Raw genomic sequence first — 18,360 nt, 5'->3', positions numbered from 1 at the left:
CCGGTCCGGACCGGCCGCCATGCGGTGATCCAGCCATTCAATCAGTGCACGCGGCGGACAGTGGTGGAACACCCCGTGCCCCGGCGCACCCACGCCACGCAGGAACAGGTACACCCCGCCACCCATGTGCTGGTCATAGTCGTAGCCCGGCAGGCGTGCGGCCAGCTGGCGATGCAGTGCCAGGGTGTAGAGCACCAGCTGCAGGTCGTAGCGGTGTTCCAGCACCGCCGCCTGCAGGCGTTCCGCGCTGTAGGCCTGCGCCGAAGTCCCCAGCCAGTTGGACTTGTAGTCGGCCACGTAATAGCGCCCGCCGTGCTCGAAGACCAGATCGACGAATCCCTTCAGCATCCCGTTCAGGGTCACGTTCCCCAGCGGCGGGCGCGGCTGTCCGGCCAGGATCTGCGCGCGGACCCCCTGATCCAGCTCGCCCGCCTGCAGGTTGCGCGTCGGATACAGGAACTCCAGCTCCGGCTGATAGGTGGTCAGGCCGCCCAGACTGAAATGTTCGCCGTCCTCCAGCGGGAAGGCGACCGCAAGCAACTGCTGCATCCAGTCCGCGACCGTCTCTGCCCATTCCCCCCAGCCCCGCCGCTCGCAGCGTGTCGCGATCTCCTGCGCCATCCGTTCGGGATCTGCCGACTGCGCGGCGAGCCCCTGCTCCGCCGCCCACTCCAGCAGCCCGTGGAGGAAGGTGCCGGGCCCGGGCCCGCGCGGGAAGGCATGCAGCCCACTGGCCGCGCGCGACTCGGGCTCCGGCGCCTCCAGCGGCGGCCGACTCGCATCCGCCACCCCCTCGCGCAGCACGTCCTCGCGCGCCGAGTCGGGGGCCACCGGCGCGACCCCCTCGTCGTGCACGGCAATCGCACTGTAGCTGGCCACCCACCAGCGCTCGAAGCGGCGCGTCGGCGGCACCCGGGCCGGCCCCGTCGCGGTCGTGGCACTGCCCATCTGCGCGGCCACCGCGCTCGCCTCCGGCAGGGGGCCCACATGAATCGCCGATGCGTCGCCGGCTGCATCCCGCAGCGCAACCTCCAACCCGCCATCCTGCACCCCTCCGGGTCCGGCCAGCAGATATCCGGCCGCGGTGCGGTCGAAGTGATTGGTCTTGCTGTTTCCGGAGACGATCGGCGCAATCCCCAGCCAGCAGGCATGCCGCGCCCGGGTCATGCCCACATACAGCAGGCGCAGGTCCTCGGCCAGGCGCTCGCGCTCGGCGCGCTCGAACACCTCGCCGTCCATGCGGAATACCCAGCGCGCCCCACCCTGCGGCGGATGATCGCGGTAGGGCACGTCCTTGGCCGTATCCGTCTGACGGAAATTGCAGACGAACGGCAGGAACACCAGCGGATACTCCAGCCCCTTGGACTTGTGCAGCGTAACCACCTTGACCAGGTCCTCGTCGCTCTCCAGACGCAGGACCTGCTCCTCCCCGGTCTCGCCTTCGCCGCCGCGATGTTCTGTCAGGTGCCGGATCAGCGCCTGCTCGCCATCCAGCTCGGCGGCCGCCTGCTGCAACAGCTCGCTCAGATGCAGCAGATTGGTCAGGGCACGCTCGCCCTCGGCCGTGGCCCGCAGCCGGCGCGGGACCTCGAAGTCGTGCAGCAGGCGGCGCAGCATCGGCAGCACCCCGCGCGACTGCCACAGCCGCCGATAGTCGCGGAACTGCTCGACGCGGACCTCCCACGCCAGCTCGTCCAGCGTCAGCCGATGCAGTTCGGCCAGCGACTGCCCCAGCGTCGCGGTCGCCAGCGCCGCGCGCAGCAGGCGTTCACTGGTCGGCTCGGCGCAGGCGCGCAACCAGCGCAGCAGGTCTCCCGCCTCGGCGGTCGCATACACCGACTCGCGATCGGACAGGTACACACTGCGCACACCCCGCCGGCGCAGCTCGGCACGGATCGCATCCGCCTCGCCACGCCCGCGCACCAGCACCGCCATGTCGCGTGGCCGTACCCCGGTCAATTCCTCACCTTTGCGGAAGCCACAGCGACCGGCCATCCCGCCGTTGAGCAGTTCCACCATGTAGCTGGCGCAGGCCTGCGCCATGCGCTCGCGATAGGCGCCCTTGCCCACCGGCTCGCCCGGGTCATGGCACCACAGCGTAACGGCCGGCACCGCCTGTCCGTCGGTCTCAAAGGCCTCCGGGCGGCCGTTCGCGTCCACCGGCAGAAACGGCAAGGGGTTCTCCGTTCCCGAGCGGAACAGGAAGGCCCCGTCCTGCCAGTCCTCGGCATGCTGGAACAGCCGGTTCACGCCCTGCACCAGGGCATCGGTCGACCGGAAGTTTCGCTCCAGCGTGTAGTGCCGCCCGGCGGTGGCCGCGCGCGCGGCGAGATAGGTATGGATATCCGCCCCGCGAAAGCGATAGATCGACTGCTTGGGGTCGCCGATCAGCAGCACGCCCAGATCGCGCGGGTTCTCGTCGATGCGGTAGACGCGGTGGAAGATCCGATACTGCACCGGATCGGTATCCTGGAACTCGTCGACCAGCGCCACCGGGAACTGGGCGCGCAGGGTCGCTGCCAGGTGTTCGCCACCGGGTCCGTCCAGGGCGTCACGCAGCCGGGTCAGCAGGTCGTTGAAACCCATCTGCGCGCGTTGACGCTGTGCCTGGCGAAACCGCGCGTCCACCTGCCGCGCGGCCGCCTGCAACAGGCGCTCGCGGTCGTCCACACAGACCTCGGCATGATCGTCCAGCGCCGCGAAGGCCGGATGCAGATCGTCCGGCAGCGCCTGCCCCGCCTTCAGCCGCGTCTGCATTCCGGCCGCACTGAAACGCTCCAGGGGCGAGTCGCCGGAGACCCCGCCTGGCCGCAGTGCGCCGGGGTCCGCCGCCCAGTCGCGCATGGCCCCCAACAGCTTCTCCGGGTTGCTGTACTTCTGCTTGTTCAGCACCGAGTTGCGCAGCGTCTCGAACTGCGCGGCCACCGCCGCAAACGCCTCGCGCCAGGGCCGCTTCATGGCCTCCAGCCGCGCCAGCCGATCGCCCAATGCAGCCGTCAACCCGTCCGGCGTCTCCAGTTCGGCATCCGCCGTGTGGGCCGGGAGATGCCCGACCAGCGGCCGGATCTTCTGCAGCAACGTGTCGGGATCAGCACCGAAGGCGTTGCGCAGCAGCGCGAGTGGCGCCGCCGGCTGCGGGTAGACAAAGCGGCGCCAGTAGTCGCGCGCCGCGTCCGCCAGCAACTCCTGCTGGTCGCTCGCCAGGTCCTGGGTGAACAGGCTCCCGCTGTCGAAGGCATGCTCGCGCAGCATGCGATAGCACCAGCCATGAATGGTGGACACCGCGGCCTCGTCCATCCACTCCGCCGCCAGCTCCAGCCGGCGCGCGGCGCCCGGACGCTCTGCCTCGGCATATTCGGCGCGCAACTGCTTGTGGATGTCCTGCACGCCCGGCACCGCGTCCGGGTCCTGCGCGCGGAACACGCGCGCGGCGATCGCCAGCGCGTCGCGGATGCGCTCGCGCAGTTCCTGGGTCGCCGCGTCGGTAAAGGTCATCACCAGGATCTGCGGTGGCGTCAGGGCATCAGTGCCCTCGGGCAGCTCGCCGTGCCCCAGCACCAGGCGCAGGTACAGCGCGGCGATGGTGTAGGTCTTGCCGGTGCCGGCACTCGCCTCGATCAGGCGGCTGCCGTGCAGGGGCAGCCCCAGCAGATCCAGCTTGTGGGCGGTCGCGCTCATGCAGGGTCCTCCGCCTGATTCACCACGAAAAACACCGGCCGGTAGATCCGGTCGCGCCAGAAGGCAAAGTCCGGGTCGTCCAGCAGGGTCTCGGGGGCGGGCCAGGCACGCGCCAGCGCCGGGCTGCGCGACCATTCGCCGGCGGCGAAGTCGTTCCCGGTCAGGGTCTTCAGCGCCTCGTCATACGGATCCTTCGATCCCTCCTCCGCCCCGAGCCAGGCAAAGGCGGCGGCGCAGGCCAGCGGCAGCGGCCGCTCCTGGCCGGCCGCCCAGGCCTCCAGCAGCGTCCCCAGCAACTCCTCGGCCAGCCCCGGCTCCAGCCCCGGGAGCTCCAGGCGCTTGTCCAGTCCAACCAGTTCGGAGCCCACGCCGCCCGCCCCGGCGTTCGCCAGCAGATGCATCACCCAGGGCGCCATCAGCTTGTCGAAGCGCCACTTCTTGCCATCACCGATGCGGCTCGCGGTGTAGTCGAGGCATACCCGCGCCTGCCCGTCGCTGCGCAGGGCGGGTGGCACGGCCTCCAGGCCCCAGTGCTCGTGTTCCAGACGCAGGGGCCGCGCGGCCGGCAGCGACTCGGGGTACAGCGCATAGCGCTCGCCGATCCGCTCCAGAAGCCGCGCGGCCTCCTCCACCATCGCGCCGCGCTCCAGCTCGCCTGCCGCACCCAGCGGCAGCCGGCCCGCGCGCTGCAGCCGGGCCGACTCCGCCTCCAGGATGCTCGGCCAGGCCTCCGCGTCGTCGGTGGTCTCGAGTGCCGCCGCGACCAGTTGCTGACGCACCTGCCACTGCTCCAGCCCGGCCAGGCCAAAGGGTTCCAGGTCGTCGCCGGCCTCTTCCTCCTCGTCGAAAAACACCCCCAGACGATGGCGGAAGAACGCCTCCACCGGGAAGCGCAGAAAGCGCGTTAGTGCCTCCGGCCCCAGGGCGCGCGGCTCGCGCTCGGCCTCCAGCAACGGCACCGCCGCGGGGGCGCCACCAGCGGCATCCGCCGCAGCGCCCGGCGCCGGGTCGTGCACCGCCTCCCACTCCCGCGCGTAGGTAAAGTGCCGAGCGTCGGCGGCGTCTGTTGCGGGGAAATTCACCGGGGAGAACGGCTGCAGCGGGTGCCAGGTGGTCAGGTGGTCCACCAGGGCCGGGCCGGCCTCCGGCCCGTCGGACCCGGCCAGCCCCCAGCCCGCCGCCAGGTGATCACGCAGCTGGCCCACCAGCACCGACGGCGGGCGCGGCTCGTTGTCGCGCACATGCCGCCCTACCCAGCTCACATGCAGTTGGCGCCGCGCGGAGAGCAGCGCCTCCAGGAACAGGTAGCGGTCGTCCTCGCGCCGCGAGCGATCGCCCGGGCGGTAGTCGTTCGCCATCAGGTCGAAGTCCACCGGCGTCGGGCTGCGCGGGTAGTCGCCGTCGTTCATCCCCAGCAGACAGACCACCTGGAACGGGATCGCCCGCATCGGCATCAACGTGCAGAAGTTCACCTGCCCGGCGAGGAAGCGCTGGCCCACCCCGGAATCGTCCTGGCTGGCCAGCCACTGCTCGCGCACCACCGCCAGCGGCAACGCCTCTTCCAGTCCGGCCGTCGCGCAGTCCTCGCGCCATTGATCCAGGGCCTCACCCAGCTGCTCCAGGGTGAACAGCTCGGCATCGGTCTCGGCCGCGAAGAACTGCTCCAGCAGCCCGCCCAGATGCACGGCCCAGTCTGCCGGCGCATGCGCCTGGCGCAGCCACGCCCAGGCATCCTCCAGGGCGGTGATCAGGGCGTCCAGCGGCCCCAGCAGCGCGGCACTCAGCCCGCCGATCTCGTCGTAGGGCTCCAGGCCCTGCCACGGACCCTGGTCGCCCAGGGCGTAGCCCAGCAGCATCCGCCGCAGGCCGAAGCGCCAGGTGTTCTGCTCCAGCCCCTCGGGCAGGCCCAGCCCGGCGCGCTGTGCGGCATCCAGCCCCCAGCGCACGCCCGACCCCTCGGCCCAGCGGTGAAGCTGACCCAGGTCCTCCTCCGCGATGCCAAAGCGCCGGCGCACCGCGGGCACATCCAGCAGGTCCAGCAGCTCACTGACGCCCATCCGGCTCTCCGGCAGCGACAACAACTGCTCCAGCGCAATCAGCACCGGATCGCGACCGCGCGGCCCCTGGTCCGACAGCGTGTACGGGATAAAACGCGGATCATCGGTCTCCGGCTGGCCGAACACCGCCTCGATGTGCGGGGCGTACTGATCGATGTCCGGCACCATCACGATCACGTCGCGCGGGCGCAACGACGAGTCGCGCTCGAAGTGATCCAGCAGCCGGTCGTGCAGTAGCTCCACCTCGCGCAGCGGGCTGTGCGCCACGTGGAACTGGATGGAATGGTCCTCCGCCGGGACCGCGGGCCAGGTCTCCCGGGTCTCGGCGAGTGGGCGCAGCTCGCGGATGTCCTCCTGCAGCTGGTGCAGCAGGCAGTCCTCCGGCCCGCGCGTGCCGTGCGGCTCGAAGACGTCCACGCGCTCCCAGTCCAGCGTGCGCAGCACCCGGCCGTAGTGCTCGGGGTCGTCGTGTTCGTCCAGCAGCCCGATGTAGTCGCGTCCCTGCTTGCCCCAGGCCGCCAGCAGCGGGTGGGCGTGGTTGTGCAGCTCCGCCTCGTCGAGGGCCTCGGGCATGCCCGCCTTGCGCGCCTGGCGCCGGCGCGTGGCGCGCAGCAGGTCCTTGTCGGCGACGATGTCGGCCCAGTAGTACTCGCAGGGGTTGTGCACGCAGACCAGCACCTGGCAGAAGCGCGCCAGGCCCTCCAGCGCCTCCAGGATCTGCCCCGGCAGCGAAGAGATGCCGAACACGATGATCCGCCGGGGCAGGCCCGCCGGGCGCTGCTCCAGCGCGCGCACCGCATCCATGTAGCGGGCATGCACGGTCGAGCGACTCACGCCCTCCTGCGCGACGCCGATATCCGCCTGCAGCAGGCGCCACAGATCGGCCTGCCAGCGCTGCCCGGGCGCCAGCTCGCGCTCCTGCCCGCGGGCGTCACGCAGGCTGTCGCGTCCGGCCGCCCAGTCGGTCAGCCAGTCAGCGCGGTACACCTGGTACTGATCGAACAGGTCCGCCAGGCGCTCGGCCAGCTGGAAACGCTTGCGCAGGTCGCCCCCCTGCCCCGGATCGTCGTCCTGCAGGAACTGGCGCAGCGGTGCAAAGGCCTCCTGCGCCAGGCACTCCGGCAGCAGGCGCATCAGCCGCCAGGTCAGCGGCCGCTTGGCGTACGGGGATTCCAGCGGAACGGCCTCGGCCCCCAGGACCGCACGATAGGCCGACCACACGAAGCGCGACGGCAACTGCATGTCCAGCGCCGCCGCGATCCCGCAGCCCGGCGGGTCGGCATCCGGCGGCGCGGCCAGGGCATGCCGCAGCCACTGCGCCATGCCGTTGCTCTGCACCAGGATGGTCTCGTTCTCCAGCGGACCGAGCGGCGCACGGCGCATCCACTCCACCGCCAGCGTGCGCAGCGACTCCAGCTGATTGCCATGCAGCACCACCATCCCTGGCTGCAACTCGCGCGACTCCACCAACCCGGCTCCTTGATCCATTCGGGAAATACCGCGCAAGGCCTCAAGGCCCGCGTGGTCCAGATGCGCCTACCCTACCATCCCCAGGCGACGATCCCCGTCGCGGTATTCACCGTTACGGCGTGAAATCCGGGCTATCCTCAAGGCAACAGGCTTCAGGCCCGAGGCGCAGCCAGCAAGGCCTCGAACTCGAGCGCCGGCACCGGGCGGCTGGCGTAGAACCCCTGATAGTGGTCACAGCCCAGCTCGCGCAGAACCGCGAGCTGGGCTGCGGTCTCCACGCCTTCCGCCAGCACGGTCAGCCCAAGGCCATGGCCCAGGCCAACGATGGAGCGGGCAATGGAGCGATCGTCCGCGCTGCCGGCCGCATCGTCCTCGGCCAGGCCGTCGACGAAGCTCTTGTCGATCTTGAGCGTATCCACCGGGAAACGCTTGAGCTGCGCCATGGAGGAGTACCCGGTGCCGAAGTCGTCGATCGCAAAGTGCACCCCGCGCTCGCGCAGGCGCTGCAGGATGCGCCGGGCCCGGCTCGGGTCCGCCATCAGCGCGGACTCGGTGATCTCCAGTTCCAGTTGATCCGCCGGGAACTCGAAGTCCTCCAGCAACTGGCCCACCTGCTGGTCGATCGGCACCCGCTGGAACTGCAGCGCCGAGACATTCACCGCCAGGCGGATCGGCGGATAGCCCGCCGCGCGCCAGCGATGGCCCTGTTCGATCACCCGGCGCAGCACCCAGCCCCCCAGCTCCACGATCAGGCCCGTCTGCTCGGCCAGCGGGATAAAGCGCCCCGGCGAGATCGGACCCAGCTCGGGATCGGTCCAGCGCAACAGCGCCTCCGCCCCCAGCAGACGCCCGTCCTCGACGTTGTACTGCGGCTGGTAGTGGACCTCCAGCGCATCCGCCTCGATGGCGCGGCGCAGGCGCGCCGACAGGTCAATGCGCTCGCGTGCCGCACGGGTGAACTCGTCGGAGTAATACCGATAGCTGCCGCGCCCGTCCATCTTGGCCTGTGACAGCGCGGTACTCGCCTGCTGCAGCAGGGTGTCGGCATCCACCCCATGGTCGGGGAAGACCGCGATGCCAACCGTCGCGGCAATCTCCATCTCCACGCCGTTGCCGAGATCACAGGGGTAGCCCACCTCGCGGATGATGTTCTCCGCCACCAGCGCGGCATCGTCCACATGCCCCAGGTTCTCCACCAGCACCGCGAACTCGTCGCTCGCCAGGCGGGCAACGGTATCGGTCCCGCGCCGCCCCACCTGCAGGCGCTCACCGACGATCTTCAGCAAGCGGTCGCCCGCGGCGTGGCCCTGGCTGTCGTTGATGTCCTTGAAGCGGTCGATATCCACGAACAGTAGCGCCAGATGCCCCTGGCGGCGACGCATCAACGAGATGCCGTGCGTCAGGCGTGCGCGCAGCAAGCGGCGATTCGGCAGCTCGGTCAGCGGATCGTGATGCGCGAGGAAGTCGAGCTCCGCCTCCGACGCCTTGATCCGCGAGATATCCGCGAACACCGACACGTAATGTGTAAGGTGGCCCTGCTCGTTGCGCACCGCGGTAATGCTCTGCAACTCCGGGAAGATCTCGCCGTTCTTGCGCCGGTTCCAGATCTCGCCCTGCCAGTGACCGTTCACCTGCAGCTCGTGATACATGTTGGTGTAGAACGCCTGATCGTGGCGCCCGGACTGGAACATCTTCGGCGTGTGCCCCACCACCTCGTCCTGGGTGTATCCCATCAGCTGGGTAAAGGCCCGGTTCACCGACAGGATATGGGCGCTGGCATCCGTAATCACCACCCCTTCTCGGGTGTTCTCGAACACCACCGAGGCCAGGCGCTGCCGCTCTTCCTGTTCGCGCTGTTCGGTGATGTCCCCGACCGTCGCCACCACCCGGTCCAGCTCGCCCTGCGGCGTGCGGCTGCACTTCACGTCGATATCCGCGACCATCACCCGCCCGTCACGGCGCAGCAGGCGCTTCACCACGCTATAGCCCGGACGGTCGCCGCGGCGCATCTCGGCGTCCAGCACCGCCTCGCAGCCACGATCCTCGGGTATGGCCAGGCGGTCCCAGTCCATCGCCGCCAGCTCGTCCGGCGCATAACCCAGCATGTCGGCCAGGCACGCATTCACGCGCTCCCAGCCCTGACCCCGCGGCCCGGAAATCGCCATGCCGACAAACGGCATATCGAAAAAGATCCCGAGCAGCCGATCTTGATCGGCGTGAGCCCGCACCAGGACCAGGTTGCGCCGCAACCACTGCTGACGCCACAGCAACGCCCCCGCCCCGAGCACGACCAGCCAGACGAACAGCGTGGCCCCGGCCGCCCACGCCGCCTGCTGCCGTGGCAGCGCCTGAAGCGCGTCGAGATCGCGCTTCAGCACCAGGTCCCAGCCCGCGGGTTCCAGCCCCTGTATACCGGCAAGGAACGGACTGTCCGCATCCTCAAAGCGCTCGATCACAACCTCGGCACGGGGATGATCCAGGACCCGTTCGCGCAGCCGGGGGAAGGCCGCAGGCGCCGGGATAATCAGGCCCCCGGACTCGGTGATCCGGGCAATCATGGCGCGTTGGTCACCCTCGCGCACCACGATATGCGCCTGGGCATCCATGCCGTTACGGTTCGCGGTCAGGGTCAGCAACGGATGCAGGTTCTCGAGCGTCGATGACAGCAGCACCAGTCCCACCACCGGATCCTGCGGCGCCGCCCGGTCGCGCACCGGCACCGCCCAGCTGATCCGCGGGCGCCGGTCCGGGTCCGCGTGCAGGATCGGCTCACTGGTCTCGCCACTGCGACGCACCTCGCGCAGCACCGCGTCCATCGCGGCCTCGTCGAGGGCACTGCGGCCCAGTTCGATCACCGGCTGACGATCCGCATCCAGCAGGGCCACGCTGTCGTAATCATAAGCCGTGCGCATCAGCTCCAGGCGATCGAGCACCTGCTCCAGCGCCAGCGTCGAACGCCGCTCCAGGGCCGTGACCGCGAACAGGTTGAAGCCCCGCGCCTCGCCCAGAACCATCGCGTCGCCGGTGCGCTCCGCCAGCCATTGGTCGATCACGCCGCCCTTCAAAAAAGCCGCGCGTTGCAGATCCTCATGCGCCTGCGATTCGGCGGCAGCCCCCTGCAAATGCCACGCGCCCAGCCCTACCCCTGCGGTGGAGGCGATCACCGCCACGGCCAGCACCAGCCAGGGCCAGGAGCCGAAACGCGCCAGCTCCTCGCGCGCACCCGTACCCGGCGCCTCGTCGCGCCAGGCCGGCAACCAGCGCATCGCCAGATAAAGCAGCGCCCCGGAAACCAGCACGAACCCAAAGCCCTTGCCCAGGTTCACCCGTGTCAGGGCGGTCGTGATGTCCGCCCCCGCCCACCAGGCCAGCGCCACATCGGACAGGGCAATCCACAACAGCCCCAGCACGACATAGGCACCCGCGATCCACCCGGCCGCGAAGCGCCGCGACACCTGACGCCGGGTCGTCATCGGCGGTGCCCGCACGCGCTCGACGCGGACGCAAAAAAGCGCCGCGCCCCGTTGCCGGCCGGCGCGGCGCCCCATCGGGCCGAATCCCTGCTAGTCGCGTCGCTTCTCGTCAATGCCAACGGCATCTGCATCGGGGGGCACCCCGTCTCCATTCAAGCGTTCATTGCACATTCCAGGGGAACCGGCGGGCCGTCATCCCTCGACCCCAACAACAAGGGACCCGCCGAAGCGGGCCCCATTGCACCGGGCACGTCAGATCCAATCCAGCCTGACGCCCGGCCTGCGGTACAGGACTGTACCGGATTGCGTTACTCGGCGATGGCCCGCTCGATAATCGCCTCGATCTCCTCGGAAGACTTCTCCATCACCTCGGCCACGCCTTCCGGCATCATCGGCAGGAAGTCCGGGACATTCATCCGCGAGATGAACACATCCCCCTGGCTGTCCTGATAGATGCTCACCCGGCAGGGCATGAAGGCGGAAACCGGGCGATACGCATCCTCTTCCAGGATCTGCGCGCTGTAGCGCCCGCTGCAGACGTCCAGGATCACCACCGGATCAATGGTGAAACCGCGCTCGGACAGCGTCCCGGCCATGTTGTTGCGGTTCAGGATGCTCCAGCCGGCCTCGGACGCCTCGCGCTCGAACGCGGCCAGGGTCTCCGGGAACGAATGCGGGCTCTGCGTCACCTTCACCATCTCCGGCTGCTGGTCGCCATGGTTATCGGCCTGCGCCGCACCGACGAACGCCAGCGCCAGCAGCATCGCCACCAGTGCGAGGAACCGCGGGCCGTGGCGCATGGTCATCACTTTAGAATGCATCATGGTTTCTCCTTTCCCGGGAAGCGGGAATGCTCGTGATCGGCTGCCTCTTCGGTACGTTGGAGGCAGCAACGGTTATACAGGATAGCGCCCAACGAGCCCGGCTATCTTGATGCAGGTCAACCGAACACGAATCAGACCCGTTCTACACGGGCACAACCGACGTCACCAACATCGCAACCAGGAGATCGACATGGAAGCCACACTGAAGGACGGAACGGTCACCCTGAAGATCGACAAGAAGACCGCGAAGGGCATCGCCGAAAACATCACCGAGCTCGAAGGCGAGATCAGCAACGGCGCGCGGGCACTGGGCTCCGTGCTGCAAGACGGCATCTACGAGCTGGAAAACGAATTCCGCCAGCCGCCGCATGCCTTCGACGAGCAGGCCCCCAAGCAGCCCTCCATCGAGGACTGAGCCTGCCGCCGCAAAGGCATCATCGACTCACCACAAGACACTAAGGAGCAGCACATGCACCTGGAAAAAGCGGAAAACGGGGAACTCGTCATCACCATGCCCCAGGCGGAAGCCGCCGACGCCCTGGCCACGCTCAAGAAGCGCGCCGACGAACTCGACGAGTGCGAGGAGCTAACCGAAGCCCTGGAAAACGCCGGCATCCAACTACCGGAGCAACCGGACCACATCCGCCACGAATACATGCCCCCCGCCGACCACTGACCCGGCACCCGCCCCACACCCCGTGGGGCTGGCCCAGTGCCACCACCGCTGCAAGAGACCAGGCCCCTGGGCGATACGGGTCCAACCAACCCGCAATCGCCGAGCGGCTCGGCTCCTGCACGGCCCGGAGCCACAGAAGGTGCAAGGCCCGACCCTCGTGGGAGCGCCGCAGTCCGCGCCGCCCCGCCAGACCCGACCCCTGCACATCCCCCGGATCCTTCTCCTCGCGACCACAGCCCTTAATCCCGCCATCGCGAGGAGCAAAGCGACGTGGCGATCTCCTCGATCGACCCAAACGCCCGCCCATTAGCCCGGCCGTACTACCCGGCACGCCTCCAGGCTCCAAGACCCCGAATCACCGGAGACAAGCCTGTAACGGCGCCTCCCACCCATCGGAAAGCCACGTCTCCTTCACAAGACCCGCAAAGAGAAAGAGCCGCCTCGGCGTCCATGCCCAGGCGGCTCTTTCGGGGGCATCCTTGTCCCCGCGGCAAAAATTAACACAGCGACAAAATTATTCCATCCACACACCCGGAAAATACGTCAGCGGTCGATTTCCGCCCCTGAGCGGTCGTTTCGCCTCCCGTCGCAGCCCGTGATTCGCGACCCAACGCACTTCTTCCGCCCGTACTGCCCCACCGCGGCACCCGAACCACCGAGGCCATCCCACCAGGGCGCCAGGCCTGAACCCGGCATCCCGAAGCCGCTTCCCCACCTCGTCAATCCGGGGCGGGCCCTCCCCCGTCATCCCGGCCACCGCGCCACCCTTACCCCGTCATCCCGGCCGCAGCGCAGCGAAGAGCCGGGATCTCCAGCGCAGGATCACCCCCAATGTCGAAGATCTTGAATCGCCGCCGAAGGGCCAGCAGTCGCGGGGCAACCTGCCCGAAAGCCGGGCTTCCTTCACCACACCCAGAAAGAGAAAGAGCCACCCCAGCATCCTTGCCCGGGCGGCTCTTTCGGGAACGTTCCGTGTCCCCGCGACAGAAACTAGCACATAAAGTAGAGGATTCCAGCCCCGCAGCAGAAAAACCCGCCAACGGTCCATGTCCGCCTGTCAACGGTGGATTCTCATGGTCTCATGAGTGCCACACACGGCTGCCCCTACCCGTTTCTCCGATCCCGCATCCCGGAATTACGGGCGCCGAGCACCGGCCCTGGAGCACATGCGACCCAGGCCGGGGACGAACCCCCGCAACATACTCAAGCGGCTACCTCCACTCCAGCCGCAGCGCGACCCCGTCATCCCGGCCGTAGCGCAGCGAAGAGCCGGGATCTCCACCGCGTAAGTCACCCCCAACGCACGAGATCCCGGCAACCGGCTACCTGGGCCGCGGTTGCCGGGATCGCGAAGGATGGGAATGTGGCTTTCCGGCAGGGGTGAAGCCCCCCCCCCCCGAAATCCCGGGGCCAGGGCACCCTCTAGTGGTCCAGGGCCTGAACCGCCACCGGGGCGAGGCACCCACCGGCGAGCGCCCACAAACACAGAATCCTGCGGCACAAGGCCCGACCCCCGATAGGCGCTCAGGGCTCCGCGCGCACCCCCGCGCGTCGCAGCCCCAGCAGCCAGGGTGCAAACCCACCTCTGCGAACCAATCGATGGATCGCCTCGGTCCGGGCGGCCCTCAGCCCTGCAACAGCGCCTGCGTATCCGGGTCCAGGGATCCCCAGTGCTGGCGCAACCGCTCGGCCAGGTCCGCCGGCTCCAGCAGCATGACCGGAACGGACAAGTCCGCCGCACGCTCCCGCGCCTCGGCCGAAAACCCGCCGGGGCTCACGTACATCCCTCGGTCCCCGGCACGCCGACCGCTGGCAAAGGCCTCCAGCTCGTCCAAATCCGTTTCCGCCGACGGATCACGCGCCACACCCACCACCAGCCGCGGCAGGTCTTCGCCACCCGCCGCAGGCACCATCACCCGCTCCAGCCACTGGCGGGCATCCTCCTCCGGCACCGCGACCTCGACATACCCCATAGCGCGCAGCAACCCTTGCACCAGCCGAACGCGGTCCGCAGTCCCCAGTTGTTCCAATCGCTCAGTCCAATCGTCCATCTTGATCGCCCTCCCGGAGTGCCCACACCCCAAACGCTACCGGAACCTTGCCGAATGTACACGCCCGAATCGAGTTTCCACCCAGCCAACGCGCGGTGACGCCCATGCAGGCTCGCTGCACACTCACGGAAACGCTCATCCATTCCCCCGTCGAGCCACAGGATCTCATCCCCACCCGGTCATGCCCGGCGCAGCACCAATCCGTCATCGCGAGGAGCAAGGCGACGACGCGCTGTACAAGGCCACCCTCCACCACCGGCCTAACCCCGTGGGAGCGGGCTCGCCCGCGAAACCCCCGCCAAAGCCCGAAAGCCACCAGCCCTTTCAACGAAACGGCACGACCGCCCACCCCACTCTGTCATCCCGAGGCGCGCAGCGACGCGACGATCTCCACGGGCGACGCAAATGCCATCCCGGCCGCAACGACCCTACCCCGTCATCCCGGCCGTAGCGAAGCGAAGAGCCGGGATCTCCCACGTCGGAACCACACCAAACGCCAGAGTCACCACCAACGCCAGAGATCCCGGATAACCGCAACGCGTTTTCCAGGATGACGAAGGATGGAGATATGGCTTTTCGAGGGTGCCGGAAGCCGAAGAGAGGGACGTGATGCGGGTGCTAGACAGCAAAGGATGCCGCGCCCGGTTTGAGGGGCCAGGCCAACGCCGGATCGGCCAGAGGGCTGGCCTCCCACAATACCGGGGGCCCGAACCTTCAGGAGGTCAGGCCCGATCCTCCAGATGCAGTCGGAGCCGACGCCCCGTGGCCTCCGCATACCGGCAAAGGGTCTTCCAGGTAGGGGCCGACCGGCCACCCTCCAGCCGCGCCACCACCGACTGCGTGGTCCCCATGCGTCGGGCGACTTCTGCCTGGCTGAGGCCCGCCCTGGCGCGCGCGTCGAGCAGCGCCTCGATGAACTCGAACTCCGGCCCCAGCTGCTCATACTCGCGGCGTACCTCCGAGTCTTCCAGCAGCTCGGCTTTCAGTTCCTCATGGGTCTTCATCACAGATACTCCTCCCACCGCTTCCTGGCCGTATCAATCGCCCGACGCGGGGTCTTCTGGCTTTTCTTCACGAAGGCATGCAGAACAACCACCTCGCGTGAAGCTGCGCAGACATAAAGGGCCCGAGCAATCCCGTCACGCCCCTTCAGCCGCAACTCCCAGATCTTGCCCTCCACCTGCCGCGCATGGGGCATACCTAACACCCCCGGGCCGTGGTCCTGAATCACATCTACCAGCCGCAGATAGCGAGCCTGAAGATCCGGCGGCAGCGCCCTAATCTCCTTCTCGGCGAGCGGTACGACACGCACCTTCCATGGAGTATATCGCATTTTTGCTATCTTCCTTCGCCATCCATGGCGTAATACCGTCCCCGAAGCCACTCAAGCCGCAGCGCCACCGACCCCGCCATCCCGGCCGCAGCACCACCCCGTCATCCCGGCCGCAGCGCCACCACTACAACGTCATCCCGGCCGCAGCGCCACCCCACCTCGTCATCCCGGCCGTAGCGCAGCGAAGAGCCGGGATCTCCCACGCCGGACCAACACCAAACGCCAGTACCACCACCCACGCCAGAGATCCCGGATAACCGCCACGCGGTTTCCGGGATGACGACGCATAGGACCTGGCTGTGAGGTAGTGCGGAAACCCGCAAACCGAACTACGGCCGAACCCGGTCCCCCGATCCCCGCCCCAGCACCGTCAGCACCAGATACCGGAAGTACGCCCGGACCGTCAGCGCATCCAGCATCTGACGGTCCACCTCGGCCAGCTCGCGCGGCGTGGACATATCGATCCCGCGAATCTGTGCCAGGCCAGTAATCCCCGGTCGCGCATCGAGCACTCCGCGCACCGCCCGCTCCTGCAACAGCTCTTCCTGGTTGAACAGCCCCGGCCGCGGCCCCACCAGGCTCATCTCGCCCTTCAGCACATTCCACAACTGCGGCAGTTGATCCAGCTTCGTCTTGCGCTGGAAGTGGGCCCACGCGTACCCTGTACACCAGCGAGAACCGGCATAAGGATATGCCTCAAGTGAGCCATGCCATTGAATTCATTGAGACCCCAACCTTCACCCGACAATTCCAGGCGATCGCCACAGATGATGAACTGAAAGAACTCCAGCGCGTGCTCATCGCCCAACCCGATAAAGGCGACGTGATGCAGGGAACGGGTGGGCTGCGCAAGATCCGTATGGGGTTAGGCCATCACGGAAAGCGTGGCGGCGCTCGCGTCATCTACTTCCTGGCCAGCGCAGAGACCATCTATCTGATACTGGCCTACCCCAAGAGCGCGAAAGAGAACCTGACGCCTGCCGAAAGGGCTAAATTAAAAATACTCACCGACCAATTGAGGGAGGAAGCCTCCTGATGAATATCTACGACGAACTCCAGACATCACTGCAGGAAGCAGTCGATATCAAACAGGGCAAGGCAAAGGCTAGCCGCGTCACCCGCCACGAAGTGGCGGACGTGAAGGCGATTCGGGCCAGCTTGCACGTTTCCCAGGCGGAATTTGCCAAAGCCATGGGAACGAGCGTCGACACCATCAAAAGCTGGGAAGCCAAACGGCGCAACCCCACCGGCTTGGCAGCCAAGGTACTGGCAACGATCCAGACCAACCCGAGCTACTTCGCCGAACTCGCCTCGCACTGACCCGAGCGGCGGGAAAAGCTCGACCCCTTCGCCCAACCTCTCAACGCACAAAGCCCACCCTCGCCCGCGTAGTGGCGTAACGCCTGTAGGTTTCGAGTCTCACTCCGACGCCCACCACACGGCGAACGCAAGCGCCTCCCCCGTCATCGCGAGGAGCGAAGCGACGCGGCGATCTCCACGAGCCACCCCCGCACCCGATCCATCATCGCGGCCGCAGCGCCACCACTACAATGTCATCCCGGCCGCAGCACCACCCCACCCCGTCATCCCGGCCGTAGCGAAGCGAAGAGCCGGGATGTCCCACGTCGAAGAAAAACCAACGCCAGTACCACCATTTACGTACGAGATCCCGGCTCTCCGCTGCGTTACGGCCGGGATGGCAGCAGGAGCGTAAGCCAGCGGCATAGGGTGCTCGAAGCCCCAGCAAGCGCCTCCCCGGTGCATCCCGTATTCACGGAACGATTGGCCAGGCGATACACTCGAACATATAATCCCACTTATATGCTTAGCAGGAGGAATGTATGGGCCAAGTCACCATCTACCTCGACAATGACCACGAACAGCGCCTCAAGCGCGCCGCTCAATCGGCCGGCATCCCCGTCAGCCGCTTCGTCGCACGGCTGGTAGAAGAAAACACCCGAACCGAGTGGCCCGACTCCGTCCGCACCCTGGCCGGTCAATGGAATGACTTCCCCACGGCCGAGGAACTGCGCGACACGTCCCCGGACAGCCCCCGCGAAGCGCTGTGAAATACGCCCTGGACACCAACACCCTGATCTATTTCTTCAAGGGTCACGGCAAGGTCGCCGAAAACCTGCTGGCCACAGCACCCTCCGACGTCCTCGTTCCCGCCATTGTGGTGTACGAGCTCGAAACCGGCATCGCCAAGTCCAGCGAGCCCGAAAAACGCCAAAAGCAGCTGGCCGAGCTACTCGATGTCGTCACCGTCCTCCCGTTTGACCGACCCACCGCCAGCCATGCCGCCCGCATACGCGCCCAACTCGAGCAACAGGGCACACCCATCGGCCCCATGGACACACTGATCGCCGCCACTGCCCTGGCCCACAACGCGACCCTCGTCACCCACAACGTAGCCGAGTTCCAACGGGTCCCCAGTCTCCCACTCACCGACTGGTTCACCTGACCCGCAAGCCCCTCCGGCCATCCCGACCACACCCCACTGCAACCCGTCATCGCGAGGAGCAAAGCGACGAAGCGATCTCCAAAGCCAACCCCCGCAGCCGATCCATCATCGGCGGCCGCAGCGCCACCACTACAACGTCATCCCGGCCGCAGCGCAGCGAAGAGCCGGCATCGCGCACGGATGGGATTCCACAGCCACTGTGCTATCGCTGGACGGTGGAGATCCCGGATAACGGCTTCGCCGTTTCCGGGATGACCCGGGAGGTTAATCCTGCGGGGCGACGGAGCAGGCAGTCTCCGTGGTAACCCCTTGCCGTCATCCCGGCCGCAGCACC

13 protein-coding genes and 1 pseudogene are annotated in these 18,360 nt (G+C 67.8%); 6 read left to right on the top strand and 8 right to left on the bottom strand.

Annotated elements, in window-relative coordinates; all coding sequences use genetic code 11:
• The 4 genes from recB to B0684_RS04805 form a co-directional block, all read right to left on the bottom strand.
• A partial coding sequence (recB, locus tag B0684_RS04820; RefSeq protein WP_077276975.1) for an exodeoxyribonuclease V subunit beta occupies positions 1-3,678 on the bottom strand: 3,678 nt, incomplete at its 3' end.
• Positions 3,675-7,175 (bottom strand): exodeoxyribonuclease V subunit gamma, encoded by a 3,501-nt coding sequence (recC, locus tag B0684_RS04815; protein WP_077276976.1) that lies wholly within the window; start codon positions 7,173-7,175, stop codon positions 3,675-3,677. The genes recB and recC, both read right to left, overlap by 4 nt.
• Before the next feature lie 182 nt (positions 7,176-7,357).
• Complete coding sequence (locus B0684_RS04810) at positions 7,358-10,678, bottom strand: putative bifunctional diguanylate cyclase/phosphodiesterase (protein WP_026313064.1); 3,321 nt, start codon at positions 10,676-10,678, stop codon at positions 7,358-7,360.
• A 308-nt stretch (positions 10,679-10,986) separates the two neighbouring features.
• Positions 10,987-11,484 carry a DUF302 domain-containing protein gene (locus B0684_RS04805; RefSeq protein ID WP_018176934.1) on the bottom strand — a complete coding sequence of 166 codons (498 nt, stop codon included), beginning with the start codon at positions 11,482-11,484 and terminating at the stop codon, positions 10,987-10,989.
• 208 nt (positions 11,485-11,692) lie between these two features.
• Between B0684_RS04805 and B0684_RS04800 the strand changes: the two genes are divergently transcribed.
• Positions 11,693-11,917, top strand: coding sequence for a hypothetical protein (locus B0684_RS04800; protein ID WP_018169561.1), 225 nt, complete (start codon positions 11,693-11,695; stop codon positions 11,915-11,917).
• A 54-nt stretch (positions 11,918-11,971) separates the two neighbouring features.
• Positions 11,972-12,178, top strand: a complete 207-nt coding sequence (locus B0684_RS04795) for a hypothetical protein (protein WP_018145901.1) — start codon at positions 11,972-11,974, stop codon at positions 12,176-12,178.
• Positions 12,179-13,803: 1,625 nt separating this feature from the next.
• Here B0684_RS04795 and B0684_RS04790 read toward each other — a convergent pair.
• The 4 genes and pseudogenes from B0684_RS04790 to B0684_RS04765 all read right to left on the bottom strand — a co-directional run.
• Positions 13,804-14,229 (bottom strand): restriction endonuclease, encoded by a 426-nt coding sequence (locus tag B0684_RS04790; protein WP_018650272.1) that lies wholly within the window; start codon positions 14,227-14,229, stop codon positions 13,804-13,806.
• A 722-nt stretch (positions 14,230-14,951) separates the two neighbouring features.
• Positions 14,952-15,233, bottom strand: coding sequence for a helix-turn-helix domain-containing protein (locus B0684_RS04780; RefSeq protein WP_017926249.1), 282 nt, complete (start codon positions 15,231-15,233; stop codon positions 14,952-14,954).
• Entirely contained in the window at positions 15,233-15,562 is a 330-nt protein-coding gene (locus B0684_RS04775; RefSeq protein ID WP_018650273.1) for a type II toxin-antitoxin system RelE/ParE family toxin, read from the bottom strand. Before B0684_RS04775 ends, B0684_RS04780 begins: the two co-directional genes overlap by 1 nt.
• 329 nt (positions 15,563-15,891) lie before the next feature.
• Positions 15,892-16,206: pseudogene (locus B0684_RS04765) on the bottom strand (sugar transferase); the annotation flags it as partial.
• Positions 16,207-16,262: 56 nt separating this feature from the next.
• Here B0684_RS04765 and B0684_RS04760 point away from each other — a divergent pair.
• The 4 genes from B0684_RS04760 to B0684_RS04740 all read left to right on the top strand — a co-directional run bounded on the left by B0684_RS04760 (position 16,263) and on the right by B0684_RS04740 (position 18,026).
• On the top strand, positions 16,263-16,598 hold the full coding sequence (locus B0684_RS04760; RefSeq protein ID WP_026313065.1) for a type II toxin-antitoxin system RelE/ParE family toxin: 336 nt from the start codon (positions 16,263-16,265) through the stop codon (positions 16,596-16,598).
• Complete coding sequence (gene nadS, locus B0684_RS04755) at positions 16,598-16,882, top strand: NadS family protein (protein WP_018143862.1); 285 nt, start codon at positions 16,598-16,600, stop codon at positions 16,880-16,882. The genes B0684_RS04760 and nadS overlap by 1 nt, the downstream gene beginning before the upstream one ends.
• 521 nt (positions 16,883-17,403) lie before the next feature.
• On the top strand, positions 17,404-17,631 hold the full coding sequence (locus B0684_RS04745; RefSeq protein ID WP_018650276.1) for a hypothetical protein: 228 nt from the start codon (positions 17,404-17,406) through the stop codon (positions 17,629-17,631).
• Positions 17,628-18,026 carry a type II toxin-antitoxin system VapC family toxin gene (locus tag B0684_RS04740; protein WP_018650277.1) on the top strand — a complete coding sequence of 133 codons (399 nt, stop codon included), beginning with the start codon at positions 17,628-17,630 and terminating at the stop codon, positions 18,024-18,026. Before B0684_RS04745 ends, B0684_RS04740 begins: the two co-directional genes overlap by 4 nt.
• Positions 18,027-18,360: the final 334 nt, after the last annotated feature.

The sequence above is a fragment of the Thioalkalivibrio versutus genome, assembly GCF_001999325.1.
Taxonomy (GTDB): domain Bacteria; phylum Pseudomonadota; class Gammaproteobacteria; order Ectothiorhodospirales; family Ectothiorhodospiraceae; genus Thioalkalivibrio; species Thioalkalivibrio versutus.
This window is presented reverse-complemented; position numbering and strand designations above follow the sequence as displayed.

Bases quoted from the DNA above. Each gene is read 5' to 3' on its own strand.
- B0684_RS04810 (WP_026313064.1), bottom strand. From the start codon at position 10,678: ATGACGACCCGGCGTCAGGTGTCGCGGCGCTTCGCGGCCGGGTGGATC.
- B0684_RS04805 (WP_018176934.1), bottom strand. From the start codon at position 11,484: ATGACCATGCGCCACGGCCCGCGGTTCCTCGCACTGGTGGCGATGCTG.
- B0684_RS04745 (WP_018650276.1), top strand. From the start codon at position 17,404: ATGGGCCAAGTCACCATCTACCTCGACAATGACCACGAACAGCGCCTC.
- nadS (WP_018143862.1), top strand. From the start codon at position 16,598: ATGAATATCTACGACGAACTCCAGACATCACTGCAGGAAGCAGTCGAT.
- B0684_RS04795 (WP_018145901.1), top strand. From the start codon at position 11,972: ATGCACCTGGAAAAAGCGGAAAACGGGGAACTCGTCATCACCATGCCC.
- B0684_RS04775 (WP_018650273.1), bottom strand. From the start codon at position 15,562: ATGCGATATACTCCATGGAAGGTGCGTGTCGTACCGCTCGCCGAGAAG.
- B0684_RS04780 (WP_017926249.1), bottom strand. From the start codon at position 15,233: ATGAAGACCCATGAGGAACTGAAAGCCGAGCTGCTGGAAGACTCGGAG.
- B0684_RS04790 (WP_018650272.1), bottom strand. From the start codon at position 14,229: ATGGACGATTGGACTGAGCGATTGGAACAACTGGGGACTGCGGACCGC.
- B0684_RS04800 (WP_018169561.1), top strand. From the start codon at position 11,693: ATGGAAGCCACACTGAAGGACGGAACGGTCACCCTGAAGATCGACAAG.
- recC (WP_077276976.1), bottom strand. From the start codon at position 7,175: ATGGTGGTGCTGCATGGCAATCAGCTGGAGTCGCTGCGCACGCTGGCG.